General features: G+C 55.7%; 23 protein-coding genes. 11 read left to right on the forward strand and 12 right to left on the reverse strand.

The window, feature by feature from the left end; translation table 11 throughout:
- Positions 1-24: 24 nt before the first annotated feature.
- Positions 25-483: an Lrp/AsnC family transcriptional regulator gene (locus GT756_RS06570; protein WP_004204786.1), complete on the reverse strand. Its 459-nt coding sequence runs from the start codon at positions 481-483 to the stop codon at positions 25-27.
- A 115-nt stretch (positions 484-598) separates the two neighbouring features.
- On the opposite strand from GT756_RS06570, the gene GT756_RS06575 reads away from it, so the two are divergent.
- Entirely contained in the window at positions 599-1,651 is a 1,053-nt protein-coding gene (locus GT756_RS06575) for a PLP-dependent cysteine synthase family protein (protein WP_160124622.1), read from the forward strand.
- Positions 1,652-1,695: 44 nt separating this feature from the next.
- Here the strand turns inward: GT756_RS06575 and cof are convergent, their stop codons facing one another.
- Entirely contained in the window at positions 1,696-2,514 is an 819-nt protein-coding gene (gene cof, locus GT756_RS06580; RefSeq protein ID WP_032455636.1) for an HMP-PP phosphatase, read from the reverse strand.
- 127 nt (positions 2,515-2,641) lie between these two features.
- Here cof and GT756_RS06585 point away from each other — a divergent pair, with 127 nt between their 5' ends.
- Positions 2,642-4,339: an SgrR family transcriptional regulator gene (locus GT756_RS06585; RefSeq protein WP_048323175.1), complete on the forward strand. Its 1,698-nt coding sequence runs from the start codon at positions 2,642-2,644 to the stop codon at positions 4,337-4,339.
- Positions 4,340-4,405: 66 nt separating this feature from the next.
- Complete coding sequence (queC, locus tag GT756_RS06590; protein WP_064183752.1) at positions 4,406-5,107, forward strand: 7-cyano-7-deazaguanine synthase QueC; 702 nt, start codon at positions 4,406-4,408, stop codon at positions 5,105-5,107.
- Between the two features lie 132 nt (positions 5,108-5,239).
- Here queC and GT756_RS06595 read toward each other — a convergent pair whose 3' ends face one another.
- From GT756_RS06595 to bolA, 9 genes are all read right to left on the reverse strand, one after another.
- A complete protein-coding gene (locus tag GT756_RS06595) occupies positions 5,240-5,641 on the reverse strand; it encodes a YbgC/FadM family acyl-CoA thioesterase (RefSeq protein ID WP_017898911.1) in 402 nt (133 codons plus the stop codon).
- A 111-nt stretch (positions 5,642-5,752) separates the two neighbouring features.
- Positions 5,753-6,121 carry a helix-hairpin-helix domain-containing protein gene (locus tag GT756_RS06600; RefSeq protein WP_048294255.1) on the reverse strand — a complete coding sequence of 123 codons (369 nt, stop codon included), beginning with the start codon at positions 6,119-6,121 and terminating at the stop codon, positions 5,753-5,755.
- A 148-nt stretch (positions 6,122-6,269) separates the two neighbouring features.
- Complete coding sequence (gene ppiD, locus GT756_RS06605) at positions 6,270-8,144, reverse strand: peptidylprolyl isomerase (protein WP_043521447.1); 1,875 nt, start codon at positions 8,142-8,144, stop codon at positions 6,270-6,272.
- 214 nt (positions 8,145-8,358) lie between these two features.
- Positions 8,359-8,631, reverse strand: a complete 273-nt coding sequence (hupB, locus tag GT756_RS06610) for a nucleoid-associated protein HU-beta (RefSeq protein WP_002444653.1) — start codon at positions 8,629-8,631, stop codon at positions 8,359-8,361.
- Between the two features lie 209 nt (positions 8,632-8,840).
- Complete coding sequence (gene lon / locus GT756_RS06615; protein ID WP_004151336.1) at positions 8,841-11,195, reverse strand: endopeptidase La; 2,355 nt, start codon at positions 11,193-11,195, stop codon at positions 8,841-8,843.
- 183 nt (positions 11,196-11,378) lie between these two features.
- Positions 11,379-12,653 carry an ATP-dependent protease ATP-binding subunit ClpX gene (clpX, locus tag GT756_RS06620; protein WP_002891807.1) on the reverse strand — a complete coding sequence of 425 codons (1,275 nt, stop codon included), beginning with the start codon at positions 12,651-12,653 and terminating at the stop codon, positions 11,379-11,381.
- A gap of 249 nt (positions 12,654-12,902) precedes the next feature.
- Positions 12,903-13,526, reverse strand: coding sequence for an ATP-dependent Clp endopeptidase proteolytic subunit ClpP (gene clpP / locus GT756_RS06625; RefSeq protein ID WP_002891804.1), 624 nt, complete (start codon positions 13,524-13,526; stop codon positions 12,903-12,905).
- Positions 13,527-13,835: 309 nt separating this feature from the next.
- On the reverse strand, positions 13,836-15,134 hold the full coding sequence (tig, locus tag GT756_RS06630; RefSeq protein WP_004204798.1) for a trigger factor: 1,299 nt from the start codon (positions 15,132-15,134) through the stop codon (positions 13,836-13,838).
- 345 nt (positions 15,135-15,479) lie between these two features.
- Positions 15,480-15,797: a transcriptional regulator BolA gene (bolA, locus tag GT756_RS06640; RefSeq protein ID WP_002891649.1), complete on the reverse strand. Its 318-nt coding sequence runs from the start codon at positions 15,795-15,797 to the stop codon at positions 15,480-15,482.
- Positions 15,798-16,099: 302 nt separating this feature from the next.
- Here bolA and GT756_RS06645 point away from each other — a divergent pair, with 302 nt between their 5' ends.
- The 8 genes from GT756_RS06645 (at position 16,100) to GT756_RS06680 (ending at position 24,042) form a co-directional block, all read left to right on the forward strand.
- Positions 16,100-16,678: a lipoprotein gene (locus GT756_RS06645; RefSeq protein ID WP_004204800.1), complete on the forward strand. Its 579-nt coding sequence runs from the start codon at positions 16,100-16,102 to the stop codon at positions 16,676-16,678.
- Between the two features lie 43 nt (positions 16,679-16,721).
- The gene (gene ampG, locus GT756_RS06650) at positions 16,722-18,197 is read left to right on the forward strand and encodes a muropeptide MFS transporter AmpG (RefSeq protein ID WP_064178006.1); all 1,476 of its coding nucleotides are present in this window, start codon (positions 16,722-16,724) and stop codon (positions 18,195-18,197) included.
- A gap of 479 nt (positions 18,198-18,676) precedes the next feature.
- Positions 18,677-19,621 (forward strand): cytochrome o ubiquinol oxidase subunit II, encoded by a 945-nt coding sequence (cyoA, locus tag GT756_RS06655; protein ID WP_004204802.1) that lies wholly within the window; start codon positions 18,677-18,679, stop codon positions 19,619-19,621.
- Between the two features lie 19 nt (positions 19,622-19,640).
- The gene (gene cyoB / locus GT756_RS06660) at positions 19,641-21,632 is read left to right on the forward strand and encodes a cytochrome o ubiquinol oxidase subunit I (RefSeq protein WP_004204804.1); all 1,992 of its coding nucleotides are present in this window, start codon (positions 19,641-19,643) and stop codon (positions 21,630-21,632) included.
- A complete protein-coding gene (locus GT756_RS06665; protein WP_002891635.1) occupies positions 21,622-22,233 on the forward strand; it encodes a cytochrome o ubiquinol oxidase subunit III in 612 nt (203 codons plus the stop codon). Before cyoB ends, GT756_RS06665 begins: the two co-directional genes overlap by 11 nt.
- On the forward strand, positions 22,233-22,562 hold the full coding sequence (locus GT756_RS06670) for a cytochrome o ubiquinol oxidase subunit IV (RefSeq protein ID WP_002891634.1): 330 nt from the start codon (positions 22,233-22,235) through the stop codon (positions 22,560-22,562). The genes GT756_RS06665 and GT756_RS06670 overlap by 1 nt, the downstream gene beginning before the upstream one ends.
- Positions 22,563-22,573: 11 nt before the next feature.
- Complete coding sequence (cyoE, locus tag GT756_RS06675; protein WP_002891629.1) at positions 22,574-23,461, forward strand: heme o synthase; 888 nt, start codon at positions 22,574-22,576, stop codon at positions 23,459-23,461.
- 248 nt (positions 23,462-23,709) lie between these two features.
- Complete coding sequence (locus tag GT756_RS06680) at positions 23,710-24,042, forward strand: hypothetical protein (protein WP_017898918.1); 333 nt, start codon at positions 23,710-23,712, stop codon at positions 24,040-24,042.
- A gap of 38 nt (positions 24,043-24,080) precedes the next feature.
- On the opposite strand, the gene GT756_RS06685 is transcribed toward GT756_RS06680, so the two are convergent.
- Complete coding sequence (locus tag GT756_RS06685; protein ID WP_004204808.1) at positions 24,081-24,839, reverse strand: IclR family transcriptional regulator C-terminal domain-containing protein; 759 nt, start codon at positions 24,837-24,839, stop codon at positions 24,081-24,083.
- Between the last annotated feature and the right edge of the window lie 124 nt (positions 24,840-24,963).

Here is a 24,963-nt window from a genome sequence, read left to right on the forward strand (position 1 = left end):
GTTATGGGTTACGGCGCAATACCGTTATTCGACAGGCAAGGCGGTGGTGTATTTTATCTGTTCCATGGCAAAACTCGAAGTGACATCCGACAGCCCCGGCACGCTGTTCACCAACCGTTTATAAAAGTCGTCATAGCGCTTCATATCGGCCACCTGCACCCGCAGCAGATAGTCATACTCCCCCGCCATCCGCCAGAAGCCGAGCACTTCAGCCATCTGCGTCACTTCGCTCACAAAATGGCAATACCAGTCGCTGCTGTGATGCTGGGTCTTGATCAGGACAAACGCCGTCAGCCCCAGCCCCACCTTTTCCGCATCCAGTAAGGCGACGCGCCCGCGGAGAATACCCTCATCCTCGAGTCGTTTCAGGCGTTTCCAGCAAGGGGTCGTGGTCAGATTAACGGCATCGGCCAGCGCCTGCAAAGAGAGGGTGCAATCTTCCTGCAGCAGCGCCAGCAGCTTACGGTCAATTTTATCTAACATAAGGCCACCAGAGAGAATAATTTACTCCCGCAATTGTAATTGAAAGGCCAAATAGCAACAATTTTTCCCGCACAATCCGCTAAGCTGGGCACAAAATGACAAACAGGAATCCGAGATGAATAGCGCCTGGGTAAAACACGCCATTAGTGAAATTAACGCCGACTATCAGCGTTCCGCCGATACACACCTGATTCGCCTGGCGTTGCCTGGTTTTCCGGGGATCCCGATTTATCTGAAGGATGAAAGTACGCATCCGACCGGTAGCCTCAAACATCGTCTGGCGCGGTCGCTGTTTCTCTATGGCCTGTGCAACGGCTGGATCAAAGAAGGTACCACGATTATCGAATCGTCTTCGGGTTCGACTGCAGTTTCTGAGGCCTATTTCGCCCGCCTGCTGGGGCTGCCGTTTATCGCCGTGATGCCCTCCTACACCGCCAGACGAAAAATCGAACAGATCGAGTTCTACGGCGGACGCTGCCATTTTGTGCAGAGCGCCTGCGAAATCTACGCAGCTTCCGAAACGCTGGCGCGTGAACTGAACGGCCACTATATGGATCAGTTTACCTTCGCCGAGCGAGCCACCGACTGGCGCGGCAATAACAATATCGCCGACAGTATTTTCCGCCAGATGAGCCATGAGCCGCACCCGCAGCCGTCGTGGATCGTGATGAGCGCCGGCACCGGCGGCACCTCGGCGACCATTGGCCGCTATATTCGCAGCCAGGGCTACGAGACGCAGCTGATGGTTGTCGACCCGCAAAATTCGGTGTTCCTCGATTACTGGCAGACCCGCGACGCCAGCCTGCGCAGCCCGATCGGCAGCAAAATTGAAGGCATCGGCCGCCCGCGCGTCGAGCCATCGTTTATTCCCGATGTTGTCGATGAGATGCTGCGCGTGCCGGATGCGGCGAGCGTGGCCACTGCTCTGTGGCTGGAAACTCAGCTTGGGCGAAAAGTCGGCGCCTCGACCGGGACCAACATGTGGGGCGTGCTGCAGCTGGCCGCGCGGATGCGCGAGGAAGGACGCACGGGTTCCCTCGTCACCCTGCTGTGCGACAGCGGCGAGCGTTATCTGGAAAGCTATTACAACCCGCAGTGGGTGGCGGCCAACATCGGCGATATCGCCCCCTGGCAGGCGGAGATCGCCCGGCTGGTCGGCAGAACATAAAAAAAGCCAGATAGAATGCTATCTGGCTTGCTGGAAGGGTCTCTCTATTCGGGGGAATAAGGAAGATCAGGATTATCCAGCCAATGCGTTAAAAAATGGGAGACCGCCTGATGCCGGCAGTCGCCAATAACCGGGAGATGCGGCAGCTCGGCTTTCAGCTGCGGCATCGCGTTGCCCATGATGAACCCCCGCCCAACGCTGCGAAGCATCTCGCGATCGTTCATCGCATCGCCGAAGGCCATGCACTCCTGTAGGGTGAGTCCCAGGTGCTGGCTCAGCCTCGCCAGCGCCGCGCCTTTATTGCAGCCAACCGGCAGCACTTCCAGACAGTCCATCGCCGAGAAGCAGAGAAACGCGCGCTGGCCCAGCGCCTCATTCAGTTGGATCCGCAGGCGGCGCAAATCGTCATGATCGCCGCAGAAGCAGATCTTGGTGACATGATGCGCCGACATACGTTTCGGATCGCACAGTTGATAGCGAAACCCGCTGAAGACATGCGCCTTCAGCAGCTCAGGTCTTGCCTGGCCGGTGAACCAACCGCCGTCATTAAACACGTGCATGCTGGCCCGGGTATCCCATCGACTATGCAGCACGTCTTCCGCTACCTCGGGATTGAGATCCTGACGGTACAGCTCCTCCCCTTCCAGCGAGTGGATGCGCGTCCCGTTGCCCGTGATCAGAAATGCGTCCAGGGAAAATTCACCCATCACATGGTGCATCTCCAGCGCATGGCGGCCGGTGGCGAACGTCAGAGTGATATCGCGTTCCCGCAGCCGTTTCAGCGCGGTGAGCGTCTTTTCTCCGAGACGATGGTCCGGCATCAGTAAGGTGCCGTCCATATCAAATGCTGCCAGTTTTGCCATGGTGTTTTCCCCGATGTGTGATGGGCTTCGCTTGTGTTGCAGTATCACCTGGGATATACGGAAGTAATAGTGAATAGATAATATAAATTGTTCCGGGTTTATTGCGGCCCGGTGGGCGACAGCGCTTATGCGACTCTTACACCGTTTAAACCAGTACCAGCGGCTGTGGCAGCCCTCTGCCGGGGCGCCGCAGCAGGTCACCGTCGGCGAGCTGGCGGAACGCTGTTTTTGCAGCGAACGCCACGTCCGTACCCTACTGCGTCAGGCGCAGGAAGCTGGATGGTTAAGCTGGCAGGCCAGCTCCGGGCGCGGCAAGCGCGGCTTGCTCTCTTTTTACAAAACGCCGGAACGTCTGCGCAATGAGATGATGGAGCAGGCGCTGCATAAAGGTCAGCAGCAAAACGCGCTGGAGCTGGCGCAGCTGGCCCCGGTGGAGCTGAAAGCCCTGCTCCACCCCTTTCTGGGCGGTCAATGGCAAAACAATACCCCGACGCTGCGTATTCCCTACTATCGCCCGCTGGAGCCGCTGCGTCCCGGCTTTCTGCCCGGACGCGCCGAGCAGCATCTGGCCGGGCAGATCTATGCCGGGCTGACGCGCTTCGACGAAGGTGACAATATGCCGATCGGCGATCTGGCGCACCACTGGCAGGTCTCCCCTGACGGCCTGCGCTGGCAGTTTTATATCCGCTCCACACTGTGCTGGCACAACGGCGATGCGGTGGAAACCGCACAGCTGCGGCAGCGCTTACTGCTGCTGCTGGAACTGCCCGCCCTGCGGACCCTCTTCGCCAGCATCAGCCGCATCGATGTCACTCACGCCCAGTGTCTGACTATCACGCTGCATCGTCCTGACTACTGGCTGCCGTTCCGCCTCGCCAGCTATTGCAGCGTGCTGGCCCATCCTGACGATCCGGCCATCGGCTGCGGACCGTTCCGCCTGAAGCGGTTTAGTCCGGAACTCGTCCGCCTGGAGAACCATCCTCGCTACCACCTGCGGCATCCGCTGATCCAGGCGGTGGAGTACTGGATCACCCCCCAGCTCTTCGATCGCGATCTCGGGACCAGCTGCCGCCACCCGGTGCAGATCACTATTGGCGATCGCGAAGAGCTGCATAACCTGCGCCAGGTCAGCAACAGCATCAGTCTTGGCTTCTGCTATCTGACCCTGCGTCACAGCCCTCGGCTTAGCAAAGCGCAGGCCCAGCGGCTGGTATCAATAATTCACTGCTCGTCGTTGCTGGATACGCTGCCGCTCGACGAGGATCTTATTACGCCAAGCCATGAGGTGTTGCCGGGATGGTCCATCCCGCAGGGGCCGGAAAACAGCGCGGTGCCGCTGCCGGCCAGGCTCACGCTGCTCTACCATCTGCCGGTCGAACTCCACGCCATGGCCGAACAGCTGAGACAGCGGCTGGCTGTGCTGGGCTGCGAGCTGACGCTGCTGTTCCATGACGCCAAAAACTGGGAAGGCTGCCAGCATCTGGGGCAGGCCGACCTGATGATGGGCGACCGCCTGATCGGCGAAGCGCCGGAGTATGCCCTGGAGCAGTGGCTGCGCTGCGATATGCTGTGGCCCAATTTGCTGACCGGGGCGCAATATGCCCATCTGCAGGCGACATTAGACGCGGTACAGGCGCAGCCGGAAGCCCGCAGCCGCAACGATGCGCTGCGCAACGTATTTAACAGCCTGATGGAAGACGCCATCATGACGCCGCTGTTTAAATATAACTATCGGATCAGCGCCCCGCCGGGAGTCAATGGCTTGCGCCTCAACGCCCGCGGCTGGTTCGACTTCGCCAGCGCCTGGCTGCCGGCGTCGACGTGACAGAGCTGGTGGTGGCGGGCGTCTGGCGCTACCATATCGCCTTTACTCATTTAGTCAGGAATTGCCATGAAACGCGCCGTAGTTGTCTTCAGCGGAGGACAAGATTCAACCACCTGTCTGGTGCAGGCTCTGCAACAGTATGATGAAGTGCATTGCGTCACTTTTGATTATGGCCAACGCCACCGCGCGGAAATCGACGTTGCGCGCGAACTCGCCCTGAAACTTGGCGCCGTCGCGCATAAAGTGCTGGACGTTACCCTGCTCAATGAACTGGCGGTCAGCAGCCTGACCCGCGATAACATTCCGGTACCGGACTATCAGCCTAATGCCGAGGGCATTCCCAATACTTTTGTCCCGGGGCGCAATATTCTGTTTTTAACCCTGACGGCCATCTACGCCTATCAGGTAAAAGCCGAAGCTATCATCACCGGCGTGTGCGAGACCGACTTCTCCGGCTACCCGGACTGCCGCGATGAGTTTGTCAAAGCGCTGCACCACGCCGTCAGCCTTGGAATGGCGAAAGACATTCGCTTTGAAACACCGCTGATGTGGCTGAACAAAGCCGAGACCTGGGCGCTGGCCGACTACTGGGGTCAGTTAGATCTGGTGCGCCGGGAAACCCTTACCTGCTACAACGGCATTAAGGGCGATGGCTGCGGCCAGTGCGCCGCCTGCAACCTGCGCGCTAACGGGCTTAACCAGTATCTGGCCGATAAAGTCGGGGTAATGGCGGTGATGAAGCAAAAAACCGGGCTGATACAGGCATAGCCTCCGCAGAGGTATCTTCCAAAAGCTTCAGTTCAACTTCCCCGGTAGCGCTACGCTTACCGGGGCAAGGGGTTCATCACCTTCCGTGGGTCGAGGTGCGCCACCGCCCGGCACGCACGCACGCGACGGTTGTCAGCGCAAGTTCATCTGGTCGAGTTTCTCACGCAGTTCCCCTTCCAGCGGCAGCGCCTTCTGGGTTTTCAAATCGATACAGACGAAGGTAATCAGCGCATCGGCCACCACCTCGCCGTTGGGGTTGAGAGTGACCACCTGGCTGAGCGTGCCGCTTTTGCCGTTGAGTTGCTCCAGTTTGCTGCTCACCGTCAGCACATCGCCCAGGACCGCCGGACGGCGGTAGTTAATATTAATATTCACCACCACGAAGGCGATGTTTTTCTCGGTCATCCACTGAAATGCCGGACTCTTTTCCAGACCATCCCAGCGGGCCTCCTCAAGGAACTCCAGGTAGCGTGCGTTATTCACATGCTGGTAGACGTCCAGATGATAGCCGCGAACCTTAATTTGTGTCTGCATAGCATCAATGCCTTTCTGTTATTGTTGTTTATGAGGTAAGAGGTCACACCACTTGATGCAACCTCTTTATCCTGGCAAAAAATCACCGCTGTGCAAGCGCTGGCAAAAAATTTACAGCGTCAGATGGGATAAATTCCGCTCCACCAGCGCGCTGCCCATCCCTGGGACCTGCTTCAGATCATCAAGGGTTTTGAACGGTCCGTACTCCTCACGGTAGCTGACAATCGCCTGGGCTTTTTTCAACCCCACGCCATTCAGAGCCTGCGCCAGCTGTTCGGCGCTGGCGTGGTTAATGCTGACTTTGGTCGCCCCGTTGTCGGCCTCGCCGGGCTCCGCTTTCGCCTTCGCCGAAGAGGACGCCTGGACATGCTCTTTGGTTACCGCCGCTTTGCCGCTGGCGGGGGCAGCCAGCGCGCCCTGCGCGCCTACCGCGAAAACCAGAACGCCCGCGGCCATCAGTGCTTTTATTCCATATTTCATGCTGATATCTCCTTGTGTATAGACAGCAAGGTTACGATAGCGTCAGTACGGATGGCCGACAAAAGGCAAATCACAGAAATGGAAAGGGCCGCGAAAGCGGCCCTTGAGGATTACATGGTGTTGCGTATTTTTGCGAAACGACGCGAAATTACTGCTGCTGGTCGATGCTGTCGCCCAGCTTAATTTTCGCCGCCTTGCGCAGGTTGCTCATCAGCGCTTCGAAAGCGATTTGGGCATTGTTCTGGGTAATCCCCTGAACCATAGCCTTCTTCTGCTCTTCCGGCATGCTGCCTGCTTTCACTTCATCGAGCGCCACCAGCACCACATCGCCTTGCATGTTGCTGCCAACGCCATAGACCGGTTTGCCCTGCTGCGGCAGCGGCAGAGTAAATGCCAGCTGGCTCAGCGGATCCTGGCCGGTACGGGAAAGCGTCTGCGGTGCGCCAAAGCTCAGGCCAGCCGCCTTCATCGCCTCATCGCCTTTGCCGTCTTTCAGCGCCGCCAGCAGCTTATCGGCATCCCGCTTCGCCTGCTGTTCCGCTTTATTGTGCTTAACGATATCGCTAACCTGCGCCTTCACTTCGGCCAGCGGTTTCACCGCCTCGGCTTTGTGCTCGCTGATACGCAGAACAAAGGCGCGATCGCCGTCAACGGTAATGATGTCGGAGTTGCTGCCCGGCGCGCCGTTCACACCGACCAGACCGCCGTTGAAGATAGCGTCAGCGACCGGTTTAAAGTTCAGCTCTTCCGGCAGGTTATCGCGGCCAAACCAGCCGGTTTCCACCACCTGCAGTCCGGCGACCTGCGCCGCGCCCGCCAGCGATTCATTATCGTTGCTGGCCGCATCGCTCACCTTCTGCTGCAGCGCATAGTAAGCATCCAGCGCTTTCTCCTGCTTCACTTTCGCCGCAATGTCATTGCGCACGTCAGCCAGCGGCTTGACCTGCGCCGGCTGGACGTCGTCCAGACGGGCCACCAGGAAGCCAACCGAGGATTTGATCACCCCGGAGAGCTGGCCTTTCTCTTTCAGGCCGGCGTCTTTCAGCTCAGGCACGGTAGAGGCATCTTCCATCCACCCCATATCGCCGCCGTTGCGGGCAGAGATAATATCGGTCGATTTTTCTTTTGCCAGCGTGGCGAAATCGGCGCCTTTTTGCAGCTCGGCCAGTACCGCTTTCGCATCAGCTTCAGTTTTAGTCTGAATCACGCTGTAGCGATTACGCTGCGGCTGAGTGAACTGATCTTTGTGCTGGTCATACCATGATTGAATTTCTTCGTCAGAGGCGTTTTCCTGCATGCTGGCGGCATCCATCTTGATGTAGCTCACGCGGAACTGCTCCGGCGCCATAAAACGGGCCTGATTCTGCTGCCAGAAAGCGTTGATTTCCTCATCGCTGGCGGTCTGTTTTTCCGCCAGGGCGTTGACGTTGATGGTCGCTTCGCGAACGACACGCTGCTGAGACACCAGCGCCGCCAGCTGATCGGACTCGCCGGGCAGCATGAAGTCGGTACCCGCAATGGCGTTAATCAGCTGCTGCGTGGTCAGCTGGTTACGCAGCGCCTGGGCGTACTGATCGGTGGTCATCCCCATCTGGGCGACAATACCGCTGAAGCGCTGGTTGTCGAACTTACCGTTCGTCTGGAACGCCTGGGTCTGGAAGATCGCCTGCTTCACCTGCTCATCGCTGATGCTGAGGCCCAGCTCGCGGGCATACTGATCCAGAAGCGACTCATCAATCAGGCGGTTCAGCACCTGCTGGCGCATGGTTTTCATGTAGTTTTCGTTCGCCGCCAGCTCGGAGAACTGGTCGCCAAGCTGCTGCTGCATACGGTTACGTTCGCTGGCGACGGCGTTTTCAAACTGCCCACGGCCAATCTCCTGGCCATTCACTTTTGCGGCATAGTTTTTGCCACCGCCAATCAGGTAACCACTCACCCCGGTCAAAATGAACGAGACGATAATGATACCGAAAATAATCTTGAGCACGACGCTGTTGGCGGCCGTGCGTAGGTTGTCCATCATGGTGTAACAACGCTCCGCTGTAGATGACTTTAGCTCGCGCAGCATAGCACGTGATGGCCGCCGCGCGTGAGGACGTATTTTGACAAGAAAACAGGGTGATTGTCAGCCCACAAGTGGCGATAAACACACATAAAGTGGTCTGAAAAGGCAATAAAAAAGGCACATCTCACGATGCGCCCTTGTACTTCGTCACATTCCCTGACGGGAAAGCCGATCAGTTCACCGCGTCTTTCAGCGCTTTACCAGCACGGAAGCCCGGCACTTTTGCGGCAGCGATAGTAATTTCTTTACCTGTTTGTGGGTTGCGACCAGTACGGGCGGCACGTTCTTTAACAGCAAAGGTACCGAAACCTACCAGCGCAACGTCATCCCCAGCCTGCAGAGATTCAGTAACAGAAGCGATTAAAGCATCTAACGCACGTCCAGCTGCAGCTTTAGAAATGTCCGCACCCGCAGCAATTTTGTCAATCAGTTGAGATTTATTCACTGTTCTCTTCCTCTCTTTATAATTTATATCGCACCAGAGTCCTTCATAGTGCGACCGCGCAGCAGTTATATCAGGACTGTCATGCCCTTACAACAGCAGTTGTCGATGACCCCCCTGCCAGCGATCTAAGTTAGCTACACAAAAAAAGGCTGGCAAGTCCGAAATGACTTACCAGCCCTATTTTTATTAGCGCAATTTGCGCAGAATCACTATTTCGCGGTCACAACCTGCATGCCAAACGGTTCGTTTTGCAGCGCAAGTGTCAGAACTTCCTCGATTCGTTTCACCGGATGGATATCCAAATCAGCGATAACGTTATCCGGAATTTCTTCAAGGTCGCGTTTGTTCTCATCAGGAATCAGAACAGTCTTAATACCGCCGCGATGCGCCGCCAGCAGTTTTTCCTTCAGACCGCCGATCGGCAGCACCTGTCCACGCAGCGTAATCTCCCCGGTCATCGCCACATCGGCGCGTACCGGGTTGCCGGTCAGGCAGGAGACCAGCGCCGTACACATGGCAATCCCCGCGCTCGGACCGTCCTTCGGCGTCGCCCCTTCCGGTACGTGGACGTGAATATCACGCTTCTCGTAGAAGTCGGCGTTAATGCCCAGCTTGTCCGCCCGCGAACGTACCACGGTCAGCGCAGCCTGAATCGACTCCTGCATCACCTCGCCCAGCGATCCGGTGTAGGTCAGTTTGCCTTTGCCCGGTACGCAGGCGGTTTCGATGGTCAGCAGATCGCCGCCCACTTCCGTCCACGCCAGACCGGTCACCTGACCGACGCGGTTCTCGCTATCGGCGCGGCCATAGTCGAAGCGCTGCACGCCGAGATAATCATGCAGATTCTCACCATTAATTTCGATGTGTTTCAGCGATTTATCCAGCAACAGCTGCTTAACGGCCTTACGGCACAGCTTGGAGATTTCACGCTCCAGGCTACGAACGCCCGCTTCACGGGTGTAGTAACGAATAATGCCGATAATGGCGCTGTCGTCGACGGTCAGTTCGCCTTTTTTCAGCGCGTTGCGTTCGATCTGCTTCGGCAGCAGGTGACGCTTGGCGATGTTCAGTTTTTCATCTTCGGTGTAACCCGAGAGGCGAATCACTTCCATACGGTCCAGCAGCGGCGCCGGAATGTTCATGGAGTTGGAAGTCGCCACGAACATCACGTCGCTGAGATCGTAATCCACTTCCAGATAGTGGTCGTTAAAGGCCACGTTCTGTTCCGGATCCAGCACCTCAAGCAACGCAGAAGCCGGGTCGCCGCGCATGTCGGAAGACATTTTGTCAATCTCATCCAGCAGGAACAGCGGGTTTTTTACCCCCACTTTCGCCATTTTCTGGATCAGTTTGCCCGGCATCGAGCCAATATAGGTTCGACGATGACCGCGAATTTCCGCTTCATCGCGCACGCCGCCCAGCGCCATGCGGACGTATTTCCGGCCGGTCGCTTTGGCGATAGATTGCCCCAGCGAGGTTTTACCTACCCCCGGCGGTCCCACCAGGCAGAGGATCGGCCCCTTGATTTTGTTCACCCGGCTCTGCACCGCGAGATACTCAAGGATGCGATCCTTCACGCGCTCCAGACCATAGTGATCGGTATCAAGGATCTCCTGGGCCTGACGCAGGTCTTTCTTGACCTTACTGCGCGCATTCCACGGCACCTGCACCATCCAGTCGATGTAGCCACGCACGACGGTCGCTTCCGCAGACATCGGCGACATCATCTTCAGCTTCTGCAGTTCCGCTTCGGTTTTCTCTTTCGCCTCTTTCGGCATTTTCGCCGCGTCGATCTTGCGCTTCAGCGCTTCGTTTTCGTCCGGGGCGTCGTCCATCTCGCCGAGTTCTTTCTGAATCGCTTTCATTTGCTCGTTCAGATAGTACTCGCGCTGGGATTTCTCCATCTGCTTTTTGACGCGGTTGCGAATGCGCTTCTCAACCTGCAGCAGATCGATTTCCGATTCCATCATCGCCATCAGATATTCCAGACGTTCGTTGACGTCGGACATCTCAAGCACGGACTGCTTGTCCGCCAGCTTCAGCGGCATATGCGCCGCGATGGTATCCGCCAGGCGCGCCGGATCGTCGATGCTGTTCAGCGACGTCAGCACTTCCGGTGGAATCTTCTTATTCAGCTTGATATAGCCTTCAAACTGGCTGATAGCGGTACGAACCAGCACTTCCTGCTCACGTTCGTCAATCGCCGGCGAGTCGAGATACTCCGCTTTCGCCGAGAAATGCTCGCCATTATCAGACAGCGCAGAAATGCGTGCACGCTGTAGCCCTTCGACCAGCACCTTCACGGTGCCGTCTGGCAGCTTCAGCATCTGCAAAATAGACGCCACGGTTCCAACGGTGAAAAGATCGTTTACACCCGGCTCATCCGTCGACGCTTCTTTCTGCGCAACCAGCATGATTTTTTTATCATGGTCCATGGCCGCTTCGAGGCAACGGATAGATTTTTCCCGCCCTACGAACAGGGGTATGACCATGTGCGGATAAACCACCACATCGCGCAACGGCAATACGGGGATTTCAATGCGTTCAGAACGCTCAGGATTCATAGAGCTCTCTCTTAGTTTAAAGTCCGCCAGGTAGCCGACGACGCCACACTCCACTGCATCGTCGTTAATATGTAATCCAGTATATGGGGATGTATTCCACACATTCAACGGCGGGAATGCAGGAAAAATAAAAGGGGAGATAAAATCCCCCCTTTTTGTTAACTGCTTGAGTGAAATGGCTAATTATTCGCCAGATGCCTGCTGCGCTTCCGGTTTGCCGTAGATCAGCAGCGGTTTGCTCTGACCGGCGATAACCGACTCATCAATGACCACTTTTTCGACATCTTCCATCGAAGGCAGATCATACATGGTGTCCAGCAGCGCCGCTTCCACAATGGAACGCAGGCCACGGGCGCCGGTTTTACGCGCCATCGCTTTCTTGGCGATGGCATCCAGCGCTTCGTCGCGGAATTCAAGCTCTGCGCCTTCAAGGCTAAACAGCGCCTGATACTGCTTGGTCAGGGCGTTTTTCGGCTCTTTCAGGATCTGGATCAGCGCTTCTTCGCTCAGCTCGTTCAGGGTCGCCACGACCGGCAGACGGCCGATGAATTCCGGAATCAAACCAAACTTGATCAGATCTTCCGGCTCGACCTGGGCCAGCAGCTCGCCTTCGCTCGCTTTGTCGGACTTCGCTTTCACCGTCGCGCCAAAACCAATGCCGGAGCCGGTTTCCACACGGTGGGAAATCACTTTGTCCAGACCGGCAAACGCGCCGCCGCAGATAAACAGGATCTTGGAAGTATCAACCTGCAGGAACTCCTGCTGCGGGTGTTTACGCCCGCCCTGCGGTGGAACGGCGGCGACGGTGCCTTCGATGAGCTTCAGCAGCGCCTGCTGCACGCCTTCGCCGGAGACATCGCGAGTAATCGACGGGTTATCGGACTTACGCGAAATTTTGTCGATTTCGTCGATATAGACGATGCCGCGCTGCGCTTTCTGCACGTCGTAATCGCACTTCTGCAGCAGTTTCTGAATGATATTTTCGACGTCCTCACCCACATAACCGGCTTCGGTCAGGGTGGTGGCGTCCGCCATGGTAAACGGCACATCCAGCAGGCGCGCCAGCGTTTCCGCCAGCAGCGTTTTACCGGAGCCGGTCGGCCCGATCAGCAGGATGTTACTTTTACCCAGCTCTACGCCATTGCTGGTATCGCCATTGCGCAGACGTTTGTAGTGGTTGTATACCGCGACCGCCAACACTTTTTTCGCCTGTTCCTGACCGATGACGTAGTCATCAAGGTGGTGGCGAATCTCGTGCGGCGTCGGCAGCGCGCTGCGCTCGCGGTGCGGCGCAACTTCTTTAATCTCTTCGCGAATGATGTCGTTACATAAATCAACGCATTCGTCGCAGATATACACGGATGGCCCGGCGATCAGCTTACGCACTTCATGCTGGCTTTTGCCGCAAAAAGAGCAATACAACAATTTGCCCGATCCATCTTTGCGTTTATCTGTCATGAGTCCAAACCTCTTTTTAAGTTCTTTGTGCCGCACACGACGACGCAAATGCCATTCTCAGGCGCAAGCCGCCATATAGCGTTGTGCCGCCCTTCATTAGTATATACACAAAATCCTTCGCGCTACATCGCGGCGGTAGCGAAGCGACCAGCCGCCTGCCTGCCCGGCAAGCGTCCGGAAAAATGCCAACCGCTCAGCAAACGTGGCGAGAAGGATGAAGCGTAAAGCGGCACCCTTACGCCCAGGGCATCAATTACGATGGGTCAAAATAGAGTCGACCAGTCCGTACTCCACGGCTTCCGCAGCAGACAGGAAGCGGTCACGCTCGGTGTCACGCTCAATCTGCTCAAGAGACTGGCCGGTATGATGCGCCATCAGCTCATTCATGCGTCCTTTCACCTTCAGGATTTCACGGGCGTGGATCTCAATATCCGTCGCCTGCCCCTGATAGCCGCCCAGCGGCTGGTGGATCATCACGCGGGAGTTCGGCAGGCAGAAACGCTTGCCCTTCGCCCCGGCGGTCAGCAGGAACGCGCCCATGGACGCGGCCTGGCCCATACAGATGGTGCTGACGTCCGGCTTGATGAACTGCATGGTGTCATAAATCGACATCCCGGCGGTGATCACCCCGCCCGGAGAGTTAATGTACAGGTAAATGTCTTTTTCCGGGTTTTCCGCTTCCAGAAACAGCATCTGCGCCACGATCAGGTTTGCCATGTGGTCTTCGACCTGGCCGGTCAGAAAAATGACGCGTTCCTTAAGCAGACGGGAGTAGATATCAAAAGAACGTTCACCGCGTGAGGTCTGTTCAATGACCATCGGCACCAGGGCCATATGGGGTGCAAAGTTGTCTCGTTCGCCACTGTATGACATTTCCGTCTCCTGGAGTAATTTTAAAATACCTGCTGCACTGATTGTAACCTTACGGACGGATTATCAGCCACAGTTTCTATCCGCTGAACGCGTCACCGCCTCTTCAACACGCGTGCGATTGCGGATGCAGTTGCCTCCCCCGGTAATGGGGATGGCGTTGCCATATTTCAAGCATAACAAGCTTTTGCTGTAACGCTATCATGGTAAATGCGTTTTAGCCCCGTGCCTGAGGCTATCATTATCCTAAAAAAAAACCCGCCGCCTTTCGGCAACGGGTTTTTGCCCGAACCTTGAACAATCGCGGCGAAATTACGCCTGCTGGTTCATCAGTTCGTTGAAGGAAGTGGCTTTTTCAGACACTTTGGCTTTCGCCAGCACGGCTTCAACAGCCTGCTCTTCCAGCGCCACGTTGCGCATGTTGTCCATCAGCTCTTTGTTCTTGCTGTAGAACTCAACCACTTCTGACGGATCTTCGTAAGCAGAAGCCATCTCTTCGATCAGGCCTTTCACGCGCTCTTCGTCAGCTTTCAGCTCGTTGGTGCGAATCACTTCGCCCAGCAGCAGGCCAACCACTACGCGGCGTTTAGCCTGCTCTTCGAACAGTTCGCGCGGCAGTTCCAGAGCCTGTTTCTCGTTGCCACCGAAACGCTGAGCAGCCTGGCGACGCAGCACGTCGATTTCGCTGTCGATCAGAGCTGCCGGAACGTCGATGTCGTTAGCTTTAACCAGACCTTCGATAGCCTGAGACTTCACGCGGTTACGCACAGCGCCTTTCAGCTCGCGTTCCATGTTTTTACGCACTTCAGCGCGCAGGCCAGCGACGGAACCATCTTCCACGCCGAAACGTTTGATGAATTCTTCGGTCAGCTCCGGCAGTTCACGTTCTTCAACTTTCTTCAGGTTGATAACGAACTTAGCCGCTTTACCTTTCAGGTTTTCTGCGTGGTATTCTTCCGGGAAGGTCACGTCGATGGTGAACTCGTCACCCGCTTTGTGGCCTTTGATACCGTCTTCGAAGCCCGGGATCATGCGACCCTGGCCCATCGCCAGTACGAAGTCAGAAGCTTTGCCGCCTTCGAACTCTTCACCATCTACGGAACCGGTGAAGTCGATGGTTACGCGATCTTCAGCGTCAACCGCGCCTTCTTTTTCTTTCCAGGTTGCCTGCTGCTTGCGCAGGGTTTCCAGCATGGTGTCAACGTCAGCGTCGGTCACTTCAACAACCGGTTTTTCTACTTCGATCGCTTCCAGACCCTGCAGTTCAACTTCCGGATACACTTCGAACTCTACCGCGTAGGTGAAGTCTTCACCCAGTTTGTATTCGCCCGGAACGTAGTTCGGCGCGCCGGCCGGATTGATTTTTTCTTTGATGATCGCGTCAACGAAATGACGGCTCATCAGGTCGCCCAGCACGTCCTGACGAACGGAAGCGCCATAGCGCTGAGCAACAACATTCATCGGCACTTTGCCTTTACGGAAGCCGTCAATGCGAACTTTTTTCGCTACGTTGACCAGCTCGCTTTTGACAGCATTCTCGATGCTGTCAGCGGCGATAGTAATCGTTACACGGCGCCCAAGGCCCTGAGTGGTTTCAACTGAAACTTGCATCTTGTTACCTCAAAAAAATCACAGTGCTCGGTCAACTCTGGAAGCGCGTGTAGGTGGCTTCGCAGAACCGGGATGCCCTCTTCAAATCAGAAACACATTCCCTGTCGTCAGAATCATCCCGAAGACATTCATATATAAGACGCGGCATTATAGCGGCATCACTTTTGTGAGTCGAGAACGGTTGTCGCCTGGTGCTGCGGCATTTTTCACATTTCCCGCTCAATTTTGTCCGCAAAAGCGCTGAGTTTGCGCATTTTCCAGGCAAAACAAAACGGCCCGTAGGCCGTTTTTGCTAAATCTGCAAGCAACATACTGGAAAAGCGCCAGCGGTTGCAAATGGGATTTCTAGGCGATGCTCCCCGCGCCGCGGCACGGCGGCGAGGCGAAAACCGTATCCTGTAGCGCTTCCCATTCTTTAATCGTGTAGGTGTGCAGCGCCAGGGCGTGCACCGTATTCGACAGCTCCTCGGTTAGCGTGCCGTAGATCATACGGTGGCGATTAAGGAAACGCTCGCCAGTGAAGCGATCGCTCACTAACACCACTTTAAAATGACTTTCAGAGCCCGCAGGGACGTTGTGACGATAACTTTCATCCACGACTTCGAGATACATCGGGTCGAACGCTGCTCTAAGTTTTGCTTCGATCTGTTCACGTATCATCATGAATTTTCTCCTCCGACAACGCTGAGATGCCGCCACTCCATTTAAATGTTAGCCGCTTTTACCGCTTCCATTAGGAGAAAACAACAAAAAATTAGCATTGTTCTGATATTTTCATTCAAAAGTATCACGTTTACTGGCTCTGGTCGCCAGATCCGCCGGGGAAAGAGCGATTAACCGTGGCGGGACGCTCAGAAAACCGCCAGGGCGATGGATTTACACGCGTTGCCACTTCCCCTTGCCGTTGGCAATGCTATGATGGCGGTAATTTTCCTTATAACAACACCATGCGTTGAGACCTGAACATGCTTAAGAAGATCCTTTTCCCGTTGGTCGCCATGTTTATGCTGGCAGGATGCGCCACGCCGCCGACCACCATTGAAGTATCGCCGAAAATCACGCTGCCGCAGCAGGATCCTAGCCTGATGGGCGTGACCGTCAGCATCAACGGCGCCGACCAGCGTCCGGACCAGGCGCTGGCGAAAGTGACGCGCGACAACCAACAGGTCACCCTTACCGCCTCCCGCGATCTGCGCTTCCTGCTGCAGGAAGTGCTGGAGAAACAAATGACCGCGCGCGGCTACATGATTGGCCCGAACGGCGCAGTCGATCTGCAGATCATCGTCAACAAACTCTACGCTGACGTCTCCCAGGGCAACGTGCGCTACAACATCGCCACCAAAGCCGATATCGCCATCATCGCCACCGCGGCAAACGGCACGAAGATGACCAAAAACTACCGCGCCAGCTACTCGGTAGAAGGTGCCTTCCAGGCCTCGAACAAAAACATCGCTGATGCCGTCAACAGCGTCCTGACAGATACCATCGCCGATATGGCGCAGGACACCAGCATCCACGATTTCATCAAGCAAAACGCGCGTTAATGCCCCCACGAACCCGGCCTCCGCCGGGTTCGTGCTTTATGCTATGTCCAGTCACTACTTACGCATTTTTCAGCAGCCTAAATCAGCGATTTTGCTGATCCTCGGCTTCGCCTCCGGTCTGCCGCTGGCCCTCACCTCCGGTACCCTGCAGGCCTGGATGACGGTGGAAAACATCGATCTGAAAACGATCGGTTTTTTCTCGCTTGTCGGCCAGGCCTATGTCTTTAAATTCCTCTGGTCCCCGCTGATGGACCGCTACACGCCGCCGTTTCTCGGGCGCCGTCGCGGCTGGTTGGTGACCACCCAGGTCCTGCTTCTGCTGGCCATCGCGGCGATGGGTTTTCTCGAACCTGCCTCCCAGCTGCGCTGGATGGCGGCGCTGGCGGTAGTGATCGCCTTCTGTTCGGCGTCGCAGGATATTGTTTTTGACGCCTGGAAAACCGACGTTCTGCCAGCGGAAGAGCGCGGCGCTGGCGCCGCGATCAGCGTGCTGGGCTATCGCCTCGGGATGCTGGTCTCCGGTGGTCTGGCCCTGTGGATCGCCGACCGCTATCTCGGCTGGCAGGGCATGTACTGGCTGATGGCGGCGCTGCTGGTGCCCTGCATCATCGCCACGCTGCTGGCGCCCGAGCCAAGCGACGTTATCCCGGTTCCCCGGTCGCTGGAGCAGGCGGTAGCTGAACCGCTGCGAGATTTTTTCGGCCGTAACAACGCCTGGCTGATTCTGCTGCTCATCGTTCTTTATAAGCTTGGCGATGCGTTTGCCATGAGTCTGACCACCACCTTTCTCATCCGCGGCGTCGGTTTTGACGCCGGCGAGGTGGGAATGGTGAACAAAACCTTAGGCCTGTTCGCCACCATTCTTGGCGCCCTGTACGGCGGCGTCCTGATGCAGCGATTGACGCTGTTCCGGGCGCTGCTGATCTTCGGTCTGCTGCAGGGGGTTTCCAACGCCGGCTACTGGCTGCTGTCGATTACCGATAAGCACCTCTATTCCATGGCGACCGCGGTATTCTTTGAAAATCTGTGCGGGGGAATGGGGACGGCGGCGTTTGTGGCGCTGCTGATGACGCTGTGCAACAAGTCGTTCTCCGCCACCCAGTTCGCGCTGCTCTCGGCGCTGTCCGCGGTTGGCCGCGTGTACGTCGGGCCGATTGCCGGCTGGTTTGTCGAGGCCCACGGCTGGTCCACTTTCTATCTCTTCTCCGTGGTCGCGGCGGTGCCGGGGATCGCGCTGCTGCTGCTGTGCCGACAAACGCTCGAGCATACCCAACGCACGGCAAGCTTTATGCCGCGTAGCGAATATCCGCGGGCCTATGCGCTGGCGCTGGGGATCCTGACGCTGGGCTGCCTGCTGCTGGCGGTATGGCTGGGTCTGCTGATCCTCAACGCGCTGGATTATACGTCGTTCAGCTTCCTGTCCGGCCTGCTGGAAGTTGCCGCGCTGACCGCCGTTGGCGGTATTTTGTTCGGCGGCCTGCTCGACTACCTGGCGCTGCGTAAAACCCACCTGATTTAAGGACGCTGCATCATTATTAGCCGTTGTAATTACGAAACGTAATTATAACGGCTTATTAACGCTTTTATATTGCCCGCCGCGCTATTTGTTGTTTTGTGCGTTTTTGTTTTCTGGAAATTATTGACAGTTTTCATTCGATTCTTTAAAAAATTTAACCGATTCAGCTACGCCGTTTTTATTTCACGTTTCCACAATGTCTTTTATTTGATAATTAAATGTTAAACAATTGTTCTAATTTTTGGGTGGTTATGCCCATTCGCCGCTAAGTACACCTTTTCTTATCTCTTTCGTTATCGATCCCACGAAAATCAGGCTTTGCAAGCGATTACGTAACACTACGTAACATATGTGACAAACCAAGCAGAAGCCGCTAACACAGAACTGACAGAGATCCAATCATGTTTACAGTAATGCAACCTTACCGTAAAATGCCCATACACTTTAAACGCCACCAGATCCCGTGGAATTGAGGTCGTTCAATGAGACTCAGGAAATACAATAAAAGTTTGGGATGGATGTCATTAATCGCAGGTACTGTATTACTCAGTGGTTGTGATTCTGCACTCCTTGACCCAAAAGGACAGATTGGACTGGAGCAACGCTCTTTGATTCTGACGGCCTTCGGCCTGATGATGATTGTCGTTATTCCGGCCGTCTTGATGGCAGTAGGATTTGCCTGGAAGTATCGCGCGAGCAATAAAGATGCGAAGTATAGCCCGAACTGGTCACACTCCAATAAAGTGGAAGCTGTGGTCTGGACGGTACCTATTCTGATCATCCTGTTCCTGGCCGTTCTGACCTGGAAAACCACTCACGCACTGGAGCCAAGCAAACCGCTTGTCCATGACGAGAAACCAATCACCATCGAAGTCGTATCGATGGACTGGAAATGGTTCTTTATCTATCCGGAACAGGGTATTGCTACCGTTAACGAAATCGCCTTCCCGGCGAACGTACCGGTACACTTCAAAGTGACCTCTAACTCGGTGATGAACTCGTTCTTTATTCCGCGCTTAGGCAGCCAGATCTACGCAATGGCCGGGATGCAGACTCAGCTGCACCTCATTGCTGACGAAGCTGGTACTTATGACGGTATCTCCGCTAGCTACAGTGGCCCGGGCTTCTCTGGTATGAAGTTCAAAGCGATTGCTACCCCGGATCGTGCAACTTTCGATCAGTGGGTTGAAAAAGCGAAACAGTCTCCGAACGCCATGGACTCTATGGCCGCGTTCGAGAAAGTGGCTGTGCCTAGCGAATACAACAAAGTGGAATACTTCTCTAACGTGAAACCGGATCTGTTCAAAGATGTTGTGAACAAATTCATGTCTCACGAGAGCATGAACATGTCCAAACCTGAAGGCGAGCATGCCGCTCACGACGGGATGGAAGGCATGGACATGAGCCACGCGGAAACCGCTCACTAAGGGGCCGAGGAAGAAAACGATGTTCGGAAAACTTACACTGGATGCAGTGCCCTACCACGAACCTATTATCGTGGTAACGGTGGCTGCGATTATCATTGGGGGACTGGCGCTTCTGGCAGCCATCACTTACTTCGGTAAGTGGTCCTACCTATGGAACGAGTGGCTGACTTCTGTCGACCACAAACGTCTCGGTATCATGTACGTTATCGTGGCAATCGTCATGCTGCTGCGTGGCTTTGCGGACGCCATCATGATGCGTAGCCAGCAGGTGCTGGCCTCGGCCGGGGAAGCAGGCTTCCTGCCGCCTCATCACTACGATCAGATCTTTACCGCCCACGGCGTTATCATGATCTTCTTCGTGGCGATGCCGTTCGTTATCGGTCTGATGAACCTGGTGGTTCCGCTTCAGCTCGGCGCACGCGACGTAGCCTTCCCGTTCCTCAACAACCTGAGCTTCTGGTTCACCGTTGTGGGCGTGATTCTGGTTAACCTGTCTCTGGGCGTCGGTGAGTTCGCGCAGACCGGTTGGCTGGCTTATCCGCCGCTGTCGGGAATTGAATACAGTCCTGGCGTAGGGGTCGACTACTGGATTTGGGCGCTGCAGCTCTCCGGTATCGGTACTACCCTGACCGGTATTAACTTCTTCGTGACCATTATCAAGATGCGCGCCCCGGGCATGACCATGTTCAAGATGCCGGTATTCTCCTGGGCATCTCTGTGCGCTAACATCCTGATTATCGCCTCTTTCCCAATTCTGACCGTCACCATCGCGCTGCTGACCCTGGATCGTTACCTGGGCACCCATTTCTTTACCAACGATATGGGTGGCAACATGATGATGTACATCAACCTGATTTGGGCCTGGGGTCACCCGGAAGTGTACATCCTGGTTCTGCCGGTGTTCGGGGTCTTCTCCGAAATCGCCGCGACCTTCTCGCGTAAGCGTCTGTTCGGTTACACCTCTCTGGTGTGGGCAACCGTCTGTATTACCGTTCTGTCGTTCATCGTTTGGCTGCACCACTTCTTCACCATGGGTGCTGGCGCGAACGTAAACGCCTTCTTCGGTATTACCACCATGATTATCGCGATCCCGACCGGGGTTAAGATCTTCAACTGGCTGTTCACCATGTATCAGGGCCGCATCGTCTTCAACTCGGCGATGATGTGGACTATCGGCTTTATCGTCACCTTCTCCGTCGGTGGGATGACCGGTGTGCTGCTGGCGGTACCGGGCGCGGACTTCGTTCTGCACAACAGCCTGTTCCTGATCGCGCACTTCCATAACGTTATCATCGGCGGTGTGGTGTTCGGTTGCTTCGCCGGTCTGACCTACTGGTGGCCGAAAGCCTTTGGCTTCACCCTGAACGAAACCTGGGGCAAACGCGCTTTCTGGTTCTGGATCATCGGCTTCTTCGTGGCGTTTATGCCGCTGTACGTGCTGGGCTTCATGGGGATGACCCGTCGTCTGAGCCAGCAGATCGATCCGCAGTTCCACCCGATGCTGGTTGTTGCAGCTTGCGGTGCGGCGCTGATCGCCTGCGGTATCCTGTGCCAGCTGATTCAGTTCTACGTCTCTATTCGCGACCGCGATCAGAACCGTGACCTGACCGGTGACCCATGGGGTGGCCGTACGCTGGAGTGGGCAACCTCTTCTCCACCGCCGTTCTACAACTTCGCTATCGTTCCTCAGGTTCACGAGCGTGACGCCTTCTGGGAAATGAAAGAGAAAGGTGAAGCGTACAAACAGCCTGCTCACTATGAAGAAATTCATATGCCGAAGAACAGCGGCGCCGGCATCGTCATTGCCGCCTTCGCTACGGTATTTGGTTTCGCCATGATCTGGCATATCTGGTGGATGGCGATCGCCAGCTTCATCGGCATCGTAGCGACCTGGATTATTAAGAGCTTTGACGAGGACGTGGATTACTACGTACCGGTTGCAGAAGTCGAAAAACTGGAAAAACAGCATTTCGATGAGATTAACAAAGCAGGGCTGAAAAATGGCAACTGATACTCTTGCGCATACTGCCCACGCGCATGAACACGGGCACCATGATACAGGACCGATGAAGGTATTCGGTTTCTGGATCTACCTGATGAGCGACTGCATTATCTTCGCTACGCTGTTTGCTACCTATGCCGTTCTGGTGAACGGCACAGCCGGCGGACCAACTGGCAAAGATATTTTCGAACTGCCGTTCGTTCTGGTTGAAACCGCACTGCTGCTGTTCAGCTCCATCACCTACGGCATGGCGGCTATCGCCATGTACAAAAACAACAAGAGCCAGGTGGTTTCCTGGCTGGCGTTGACCTGGTTGTTTGGCGCCGGATTTATCGGGATGGAAATCTATGAATTCCATCACCTGATCATGGAAGGCTTTGGTCCGGATCGTAGTGGCTTCCTGTCCGCGTTCTTCGCGCTGGTCGGCACCCACGGTCTGCACGTGACCTCCGGTCTTATCTGGATGGCGGTGCTGATGTTCCAGGTTTCACGTCGTGGCCTGACCAGCACTAACCGCACCCGTATCCTGTGCCTGAGCCTGTTCTGGCACTTCCTGGACGTGGTGTGGATCTGCGTGTTCTCGGTTGTCTATCTGATGGGGGCGATGTAATGAGTCATTCTACCGATCATAGCGGCGCTTCTCACGGCAGCGTGAAGAGCTACATGACAGGATTTATCCTGTCCATCATCCTGACGGTCATTCCGTTCGCCATGGTGATGAGTGGCTCCGCCTCGCATGCGGTTATCCTTGGCACCATTCTGGTGACCGCTGTGGTGCAGATCGTGGTACACCTCGTGTACTTCCTGCATATGAACAGCAAGTCCGATGAAGGCTGGAACCTGACCGCATTTATCTTCACCGTAATCATCATTGCGATCGTGGTTGTCGGCTCCATCTGGATTATGTGGAACCTGAACTACAACATGATGATGCACTAAGAGCGGCGAGTATGTTTAAGCAATACCTGCAAGTTACGAAACCAGGCATTATTTTTGGCAACCTGATCTCCGTGATCGGCGGTTTCCTGCTGGCCTCCAAAGGCCACATCGACTATCCGCTGTTCGTCTGGACGCTCCTTGGAGTATCCCTGGTGGTCGCCTCGGGTTGTGTATTCAACAACTACATCGACCGGGACATCGATCGTAAGATGGAACGGACGAAAAACCGGGTGCTGGTCAAAGGGCTGATCTCGCCAGAAGCTTCGCTGGTGTACGCCACCTTGCTGGGTATTGCTGGCTTTATGCTGCTGTGGTTCGGCGCAAATCCGCTGGCCTGCTGGCTGGGGGTGATGGGGTTCGTGGTTTATGTCGGCGTCTACAGCCTGTACATGAAACGCCACTCCGTCTATGGCACGCTGATTGGCTCACTCTCCGGCGCAGCGCCGCCGGTGATTGGCTACTGCGCAGTGACCGGTGATTTCGACAGCGGTGCGGCTATCCTGTTGGCTATCTTTAGCCTGTGGCAGATGCCTCACTCCTACGCCATCGCGATTTTCCGCTTCAAGGATTATCAGGCGGCGAATATTCCGGTGCTGCCGGTAGTGAAAGGTATATCGGTCGCCAAAAACCATATTACGCTGTACATCGTCGCCTTTGCCGTTGCGACCCTGATGCTCTCGCTGGGCGGCTATGCCGGGTACAAATACCTGGTCGTAGCGGCAGCGGTCAGCGTCTGGTGGCTGGGCATGGCGCTGCGCGGCTACAAAGTGGCAGATGATAAAGTCTGGGCGCGTAAGCTCTTCGTCTTTTCCATCGTCGCCATCACTGCGCTGTCCGTGATGATGTCCGTTGACTTTATGGTGCCGGATTCACATAGTCTGCTGGCTTATGTGAGATAATCACCCGCTCCAGTATGATATAAAGCCCCGTTTTTACGGGGCTTTTTCTTTTCTGTTTCACGTCTTTTTCCTTTCTCAATTCATACTTCCCTCCCCTCCCCCACACCGTTTTCGTAGCTACCCGCTAATAAATGAGGAAAAAATGAGCTTATACCAACCGGACGTCGCTCGCCCCGTTCAGCTCTACGGTGCTACCTTTCGCCTCGGGCTTACGCCCGTTTTGGAAATATTCAATACAAGGAATTGCAATGAAAGAGTTAACACTGAACGAAATGGACTACATCTCCGGCGGCTTTAACCTGTTCGGCGCGGCCAGCGGCTTCGCCAGCTTCGTCGCCAACTCGGGCATCGGTTTCACCTCATTTGTCCTCACCTCTGGCAACGCATTCGCCTCGTTCGTCTGCGACAGCACAATGGCGTTTGGTTCCTTCCTGACCGGTCAGTCAAATTGGGAAACCTTTGTGACCGCCGGTAAGGATAACTGGGGAAGCTTCGTCAATACCGCCGGCAACAGCTGGAACACCTTTGTCGATAACGCCGCCAGCGACTGGAGCAGTTTCCTGAACAAAGCATCAGCCTAAGCGACATCTTGCCGAGGGCAGCGCATCGGCTGCCCTGTTTACCCCACCAGCATCGCCTGCGCGCTGTAGAGCAGATCGAGATGATCACGGCATAACGCTTCCAGCGAGGTCCGCGATTGATGGCTGGTCAGACTTAGCGCTCCCCACCAGGTTCCTTCCCTGTCGGTTAACGGTACCGCCAGCACCAGCATGCCAATCTCAAACTCCTGTTCAATGGTGGCGTATCCCTGACGCCGCACCTGAGCGATTTTCTCCATCAGCGGCGCGACGTCGGTCACCGTATAGGGCGTGCGTTGTTCCCGGGTAATGCGCTGCAGAACCGCTTCACACTCTGCTTCCGGCAGCGAAGCCAGCCATAATCGCCCCCCGGCGGTACAGAAGATGGGCACCCGCTCCCCTAGCCGAACCGACGTGGAGTTAAACGGCGTATGCCGGCTGCGGGCGATATAGACCAGCTCATCTTCATCCACCACCCCCACCGAGGCGTGCTCTTCGGTCCGGCTGGCGATGTATTCGACAATCGGTCGCACCATGCGTGGAAACTGCGCCGAATCAACATAGGCCTGGCCAAGCCGCAGCGTCTTCGGGGTAAGCCAGTAATAGCGCCCATCGGTTTGCAAATAACGATCATGCAGCAGCGTCAACAAAAAACGTCGTGCCGCGCTTTGCGTCAGACCGCTCATTTTCGCCGCCTGGGCAACAGTGAGCTTTGGGCAGTTTTTGGAAAAAAGCTGGATCAACGCCAACCCTTTTTGTAAACCGACGATCAGATCGCGTGGATGAATGGTGTTTTGCATATTCGCTCACATTTTTGCAACATCATTATCGATTTCCTGCGATTATCGCAGCGATGGTGCGATTAACAACCAACATGTCCGAATTCTGCGTTGTCGCTCCCAGCTTCCGCTGAAATACTTTCAC

Origin of the sequence: Klebsiella sp. Q2 (assembly GCF_009900705.1) — a bacterium.
GTDB classification, from domain to species: Bacteria; Pseudomonadota; Gammaproteobacteria; order Enterobacterales; family Enterobacteriaceae; genus Klebsiella; species Klebsiella quasipneumoniae.

Excerpts from the sequence above, each read along its gene's own strand:
- GT756_RS06570 (WP_004204786.1), bottom strand. The coding sequence starts at position 483 with ATGTTAGATAAAATTGACCGTAAGCTGCTGGCGCTGCTGCAGGAAGAT.
- GT756_RS06575 (WP_160124622.1), top strand. The coding sequence starts at position 599 with ATGAATAGCGCCTGGGTAAAACACGCCATTAGTGAAATTAACGCCGAC.
- cof (WP_032455636.1), bottom strand. The coding sequence starts at position 2,514 with ATGGCAAAACTGGCAGCATTTGATATGGACGGCACCTTACTGATGCCG.
- GT756_RS06585 (WP_048323175.1), top strand. The coding sequence starts at position 2,642 with ATGCGACTCTTACACCGTTTAAACCAGTACCAGCGGCTGTGGCAGCCC.
- queC (WP_064183752.1), top strand. The coding sequence starts at position 4,406 with ATGAAACGCGCCGTAGTTGTCTTCAGCGGAGGACAAGATTCAACCACC.
- GT756_RS06595 (WP_017898911.1), bottom strand. The coding sequence starts at position 5,641 with ATGCAGACACAAATTAAGGTTCGCGGCTATCATCTGGACGTCTACCAG.
- GT756_RS06600 (WP_048294255.1), bottom strand. The coding sequence starts at position 6,121 with ATGAAATATGGAATAAAAGCACTGATGGCCGCGGGCGTTCTGGTTTTC.
- ppiD (WP_043521447.1), bottom strand. The coding sequence starts at position 8,144 with ATGATGGACAACCTACGCACGGCCGCCAACAGCGTCGTGCTCAAGATT.
- lon (WP_004151336.1), bottom strand. The coding sequence starts at position 11,195 with ATGAATCCTGAGCGTTCTGAACGCATTGAAATCCCCGTATTGCCGTTG.
- clpX (WP_002891807.1), bottom strand. The coding sequence starts at position 12,653 with ATGACAGATAAACGCAAAGATGGATCGGGCAAATTGTTGTATTGCTCT.
- clpP (WP_002891804.1), bottom strand. The coding sequence starts at position 13,526 with ATGTCATACAGTGGCGAACGAGACAACTTTGCACCCCATATGGCCCTG.
- tig (WP_004204798.1), bottom strand. The coding sequence starts at position 15,134 with ATGCAAGTTTCAGTTGAAACCACTCAGGGCCTTGGGCGCCGTGTAACG.
- bolA (WP_002891649.1), bottom strand. The coding sequence starts at position 15,797 with ATGATGATACGTGAACAGATCGAAGCAAAACTTAGAGCAGCGTTCGAC.
- GT756_RS06645 (WP_004204800.1), top strand. The coding sequence starts at position 16,100 with ATGCTTAAGAAGATCCTTTTCCCGTTGGTCGCCATGTTTATGCTGGCA.
- ampG (WP_064178006.1), top strand. The coding sequence starts at position 16,722 with ATGTCCAGTCACTACTTACGCATTTTTCAGCAGCCTAAATCAGCGATT.
- cyoA (WP_004204802.1), top strand. The coding sequence starts at position 18,677 with ATGAGACTCAGGAAATACAATAAAAGTTTGGGATGGATGTCATTAATC.
- cyoB (WP_004204804.1), top strand. The coding sequence starts at position 19,641 with ATGTTCGGAAAACTTACACTGGATGCAGTGCCCTACCACGAACCTATT.
- GT756_RS06665 (WP_002891635.1), top strand. The coding sequence starts at position 21,622 with ATGGCAACTGATACTCTTGCGCATACTGCCCACGCGCATGAACACGGG.
- GT756_RS06670 (WP_002891634.1), top strand. The coding sequence starts at position 22,233 with ATGAGTCATTCTACCGATCATAGCGGCGCTTCTCACGGCAGCGTGAAG.
- cyoE (WP_002891629.1), top strand. The coding sequence starts at position 22,574 with ATGTTTAAGCAATACCTGCAAGTTACGAAACCAGGCATTATTTTTGGC.
- GT756_RS06680 (WP_017898918.1), top strand. The coding sequence starts at position 23,710 with ATGAAAGAGTTAACACTGAACGAAATGGACTACATCTCCGGCGGCTTT.
- GT756_RS06685 (WP_004204808.1), bottom strand. The coding sequence starts at position 24,839 with ATGCAAAACACCATTCATCCACGCGATCTGATCGTCGGTTTACAAAAA.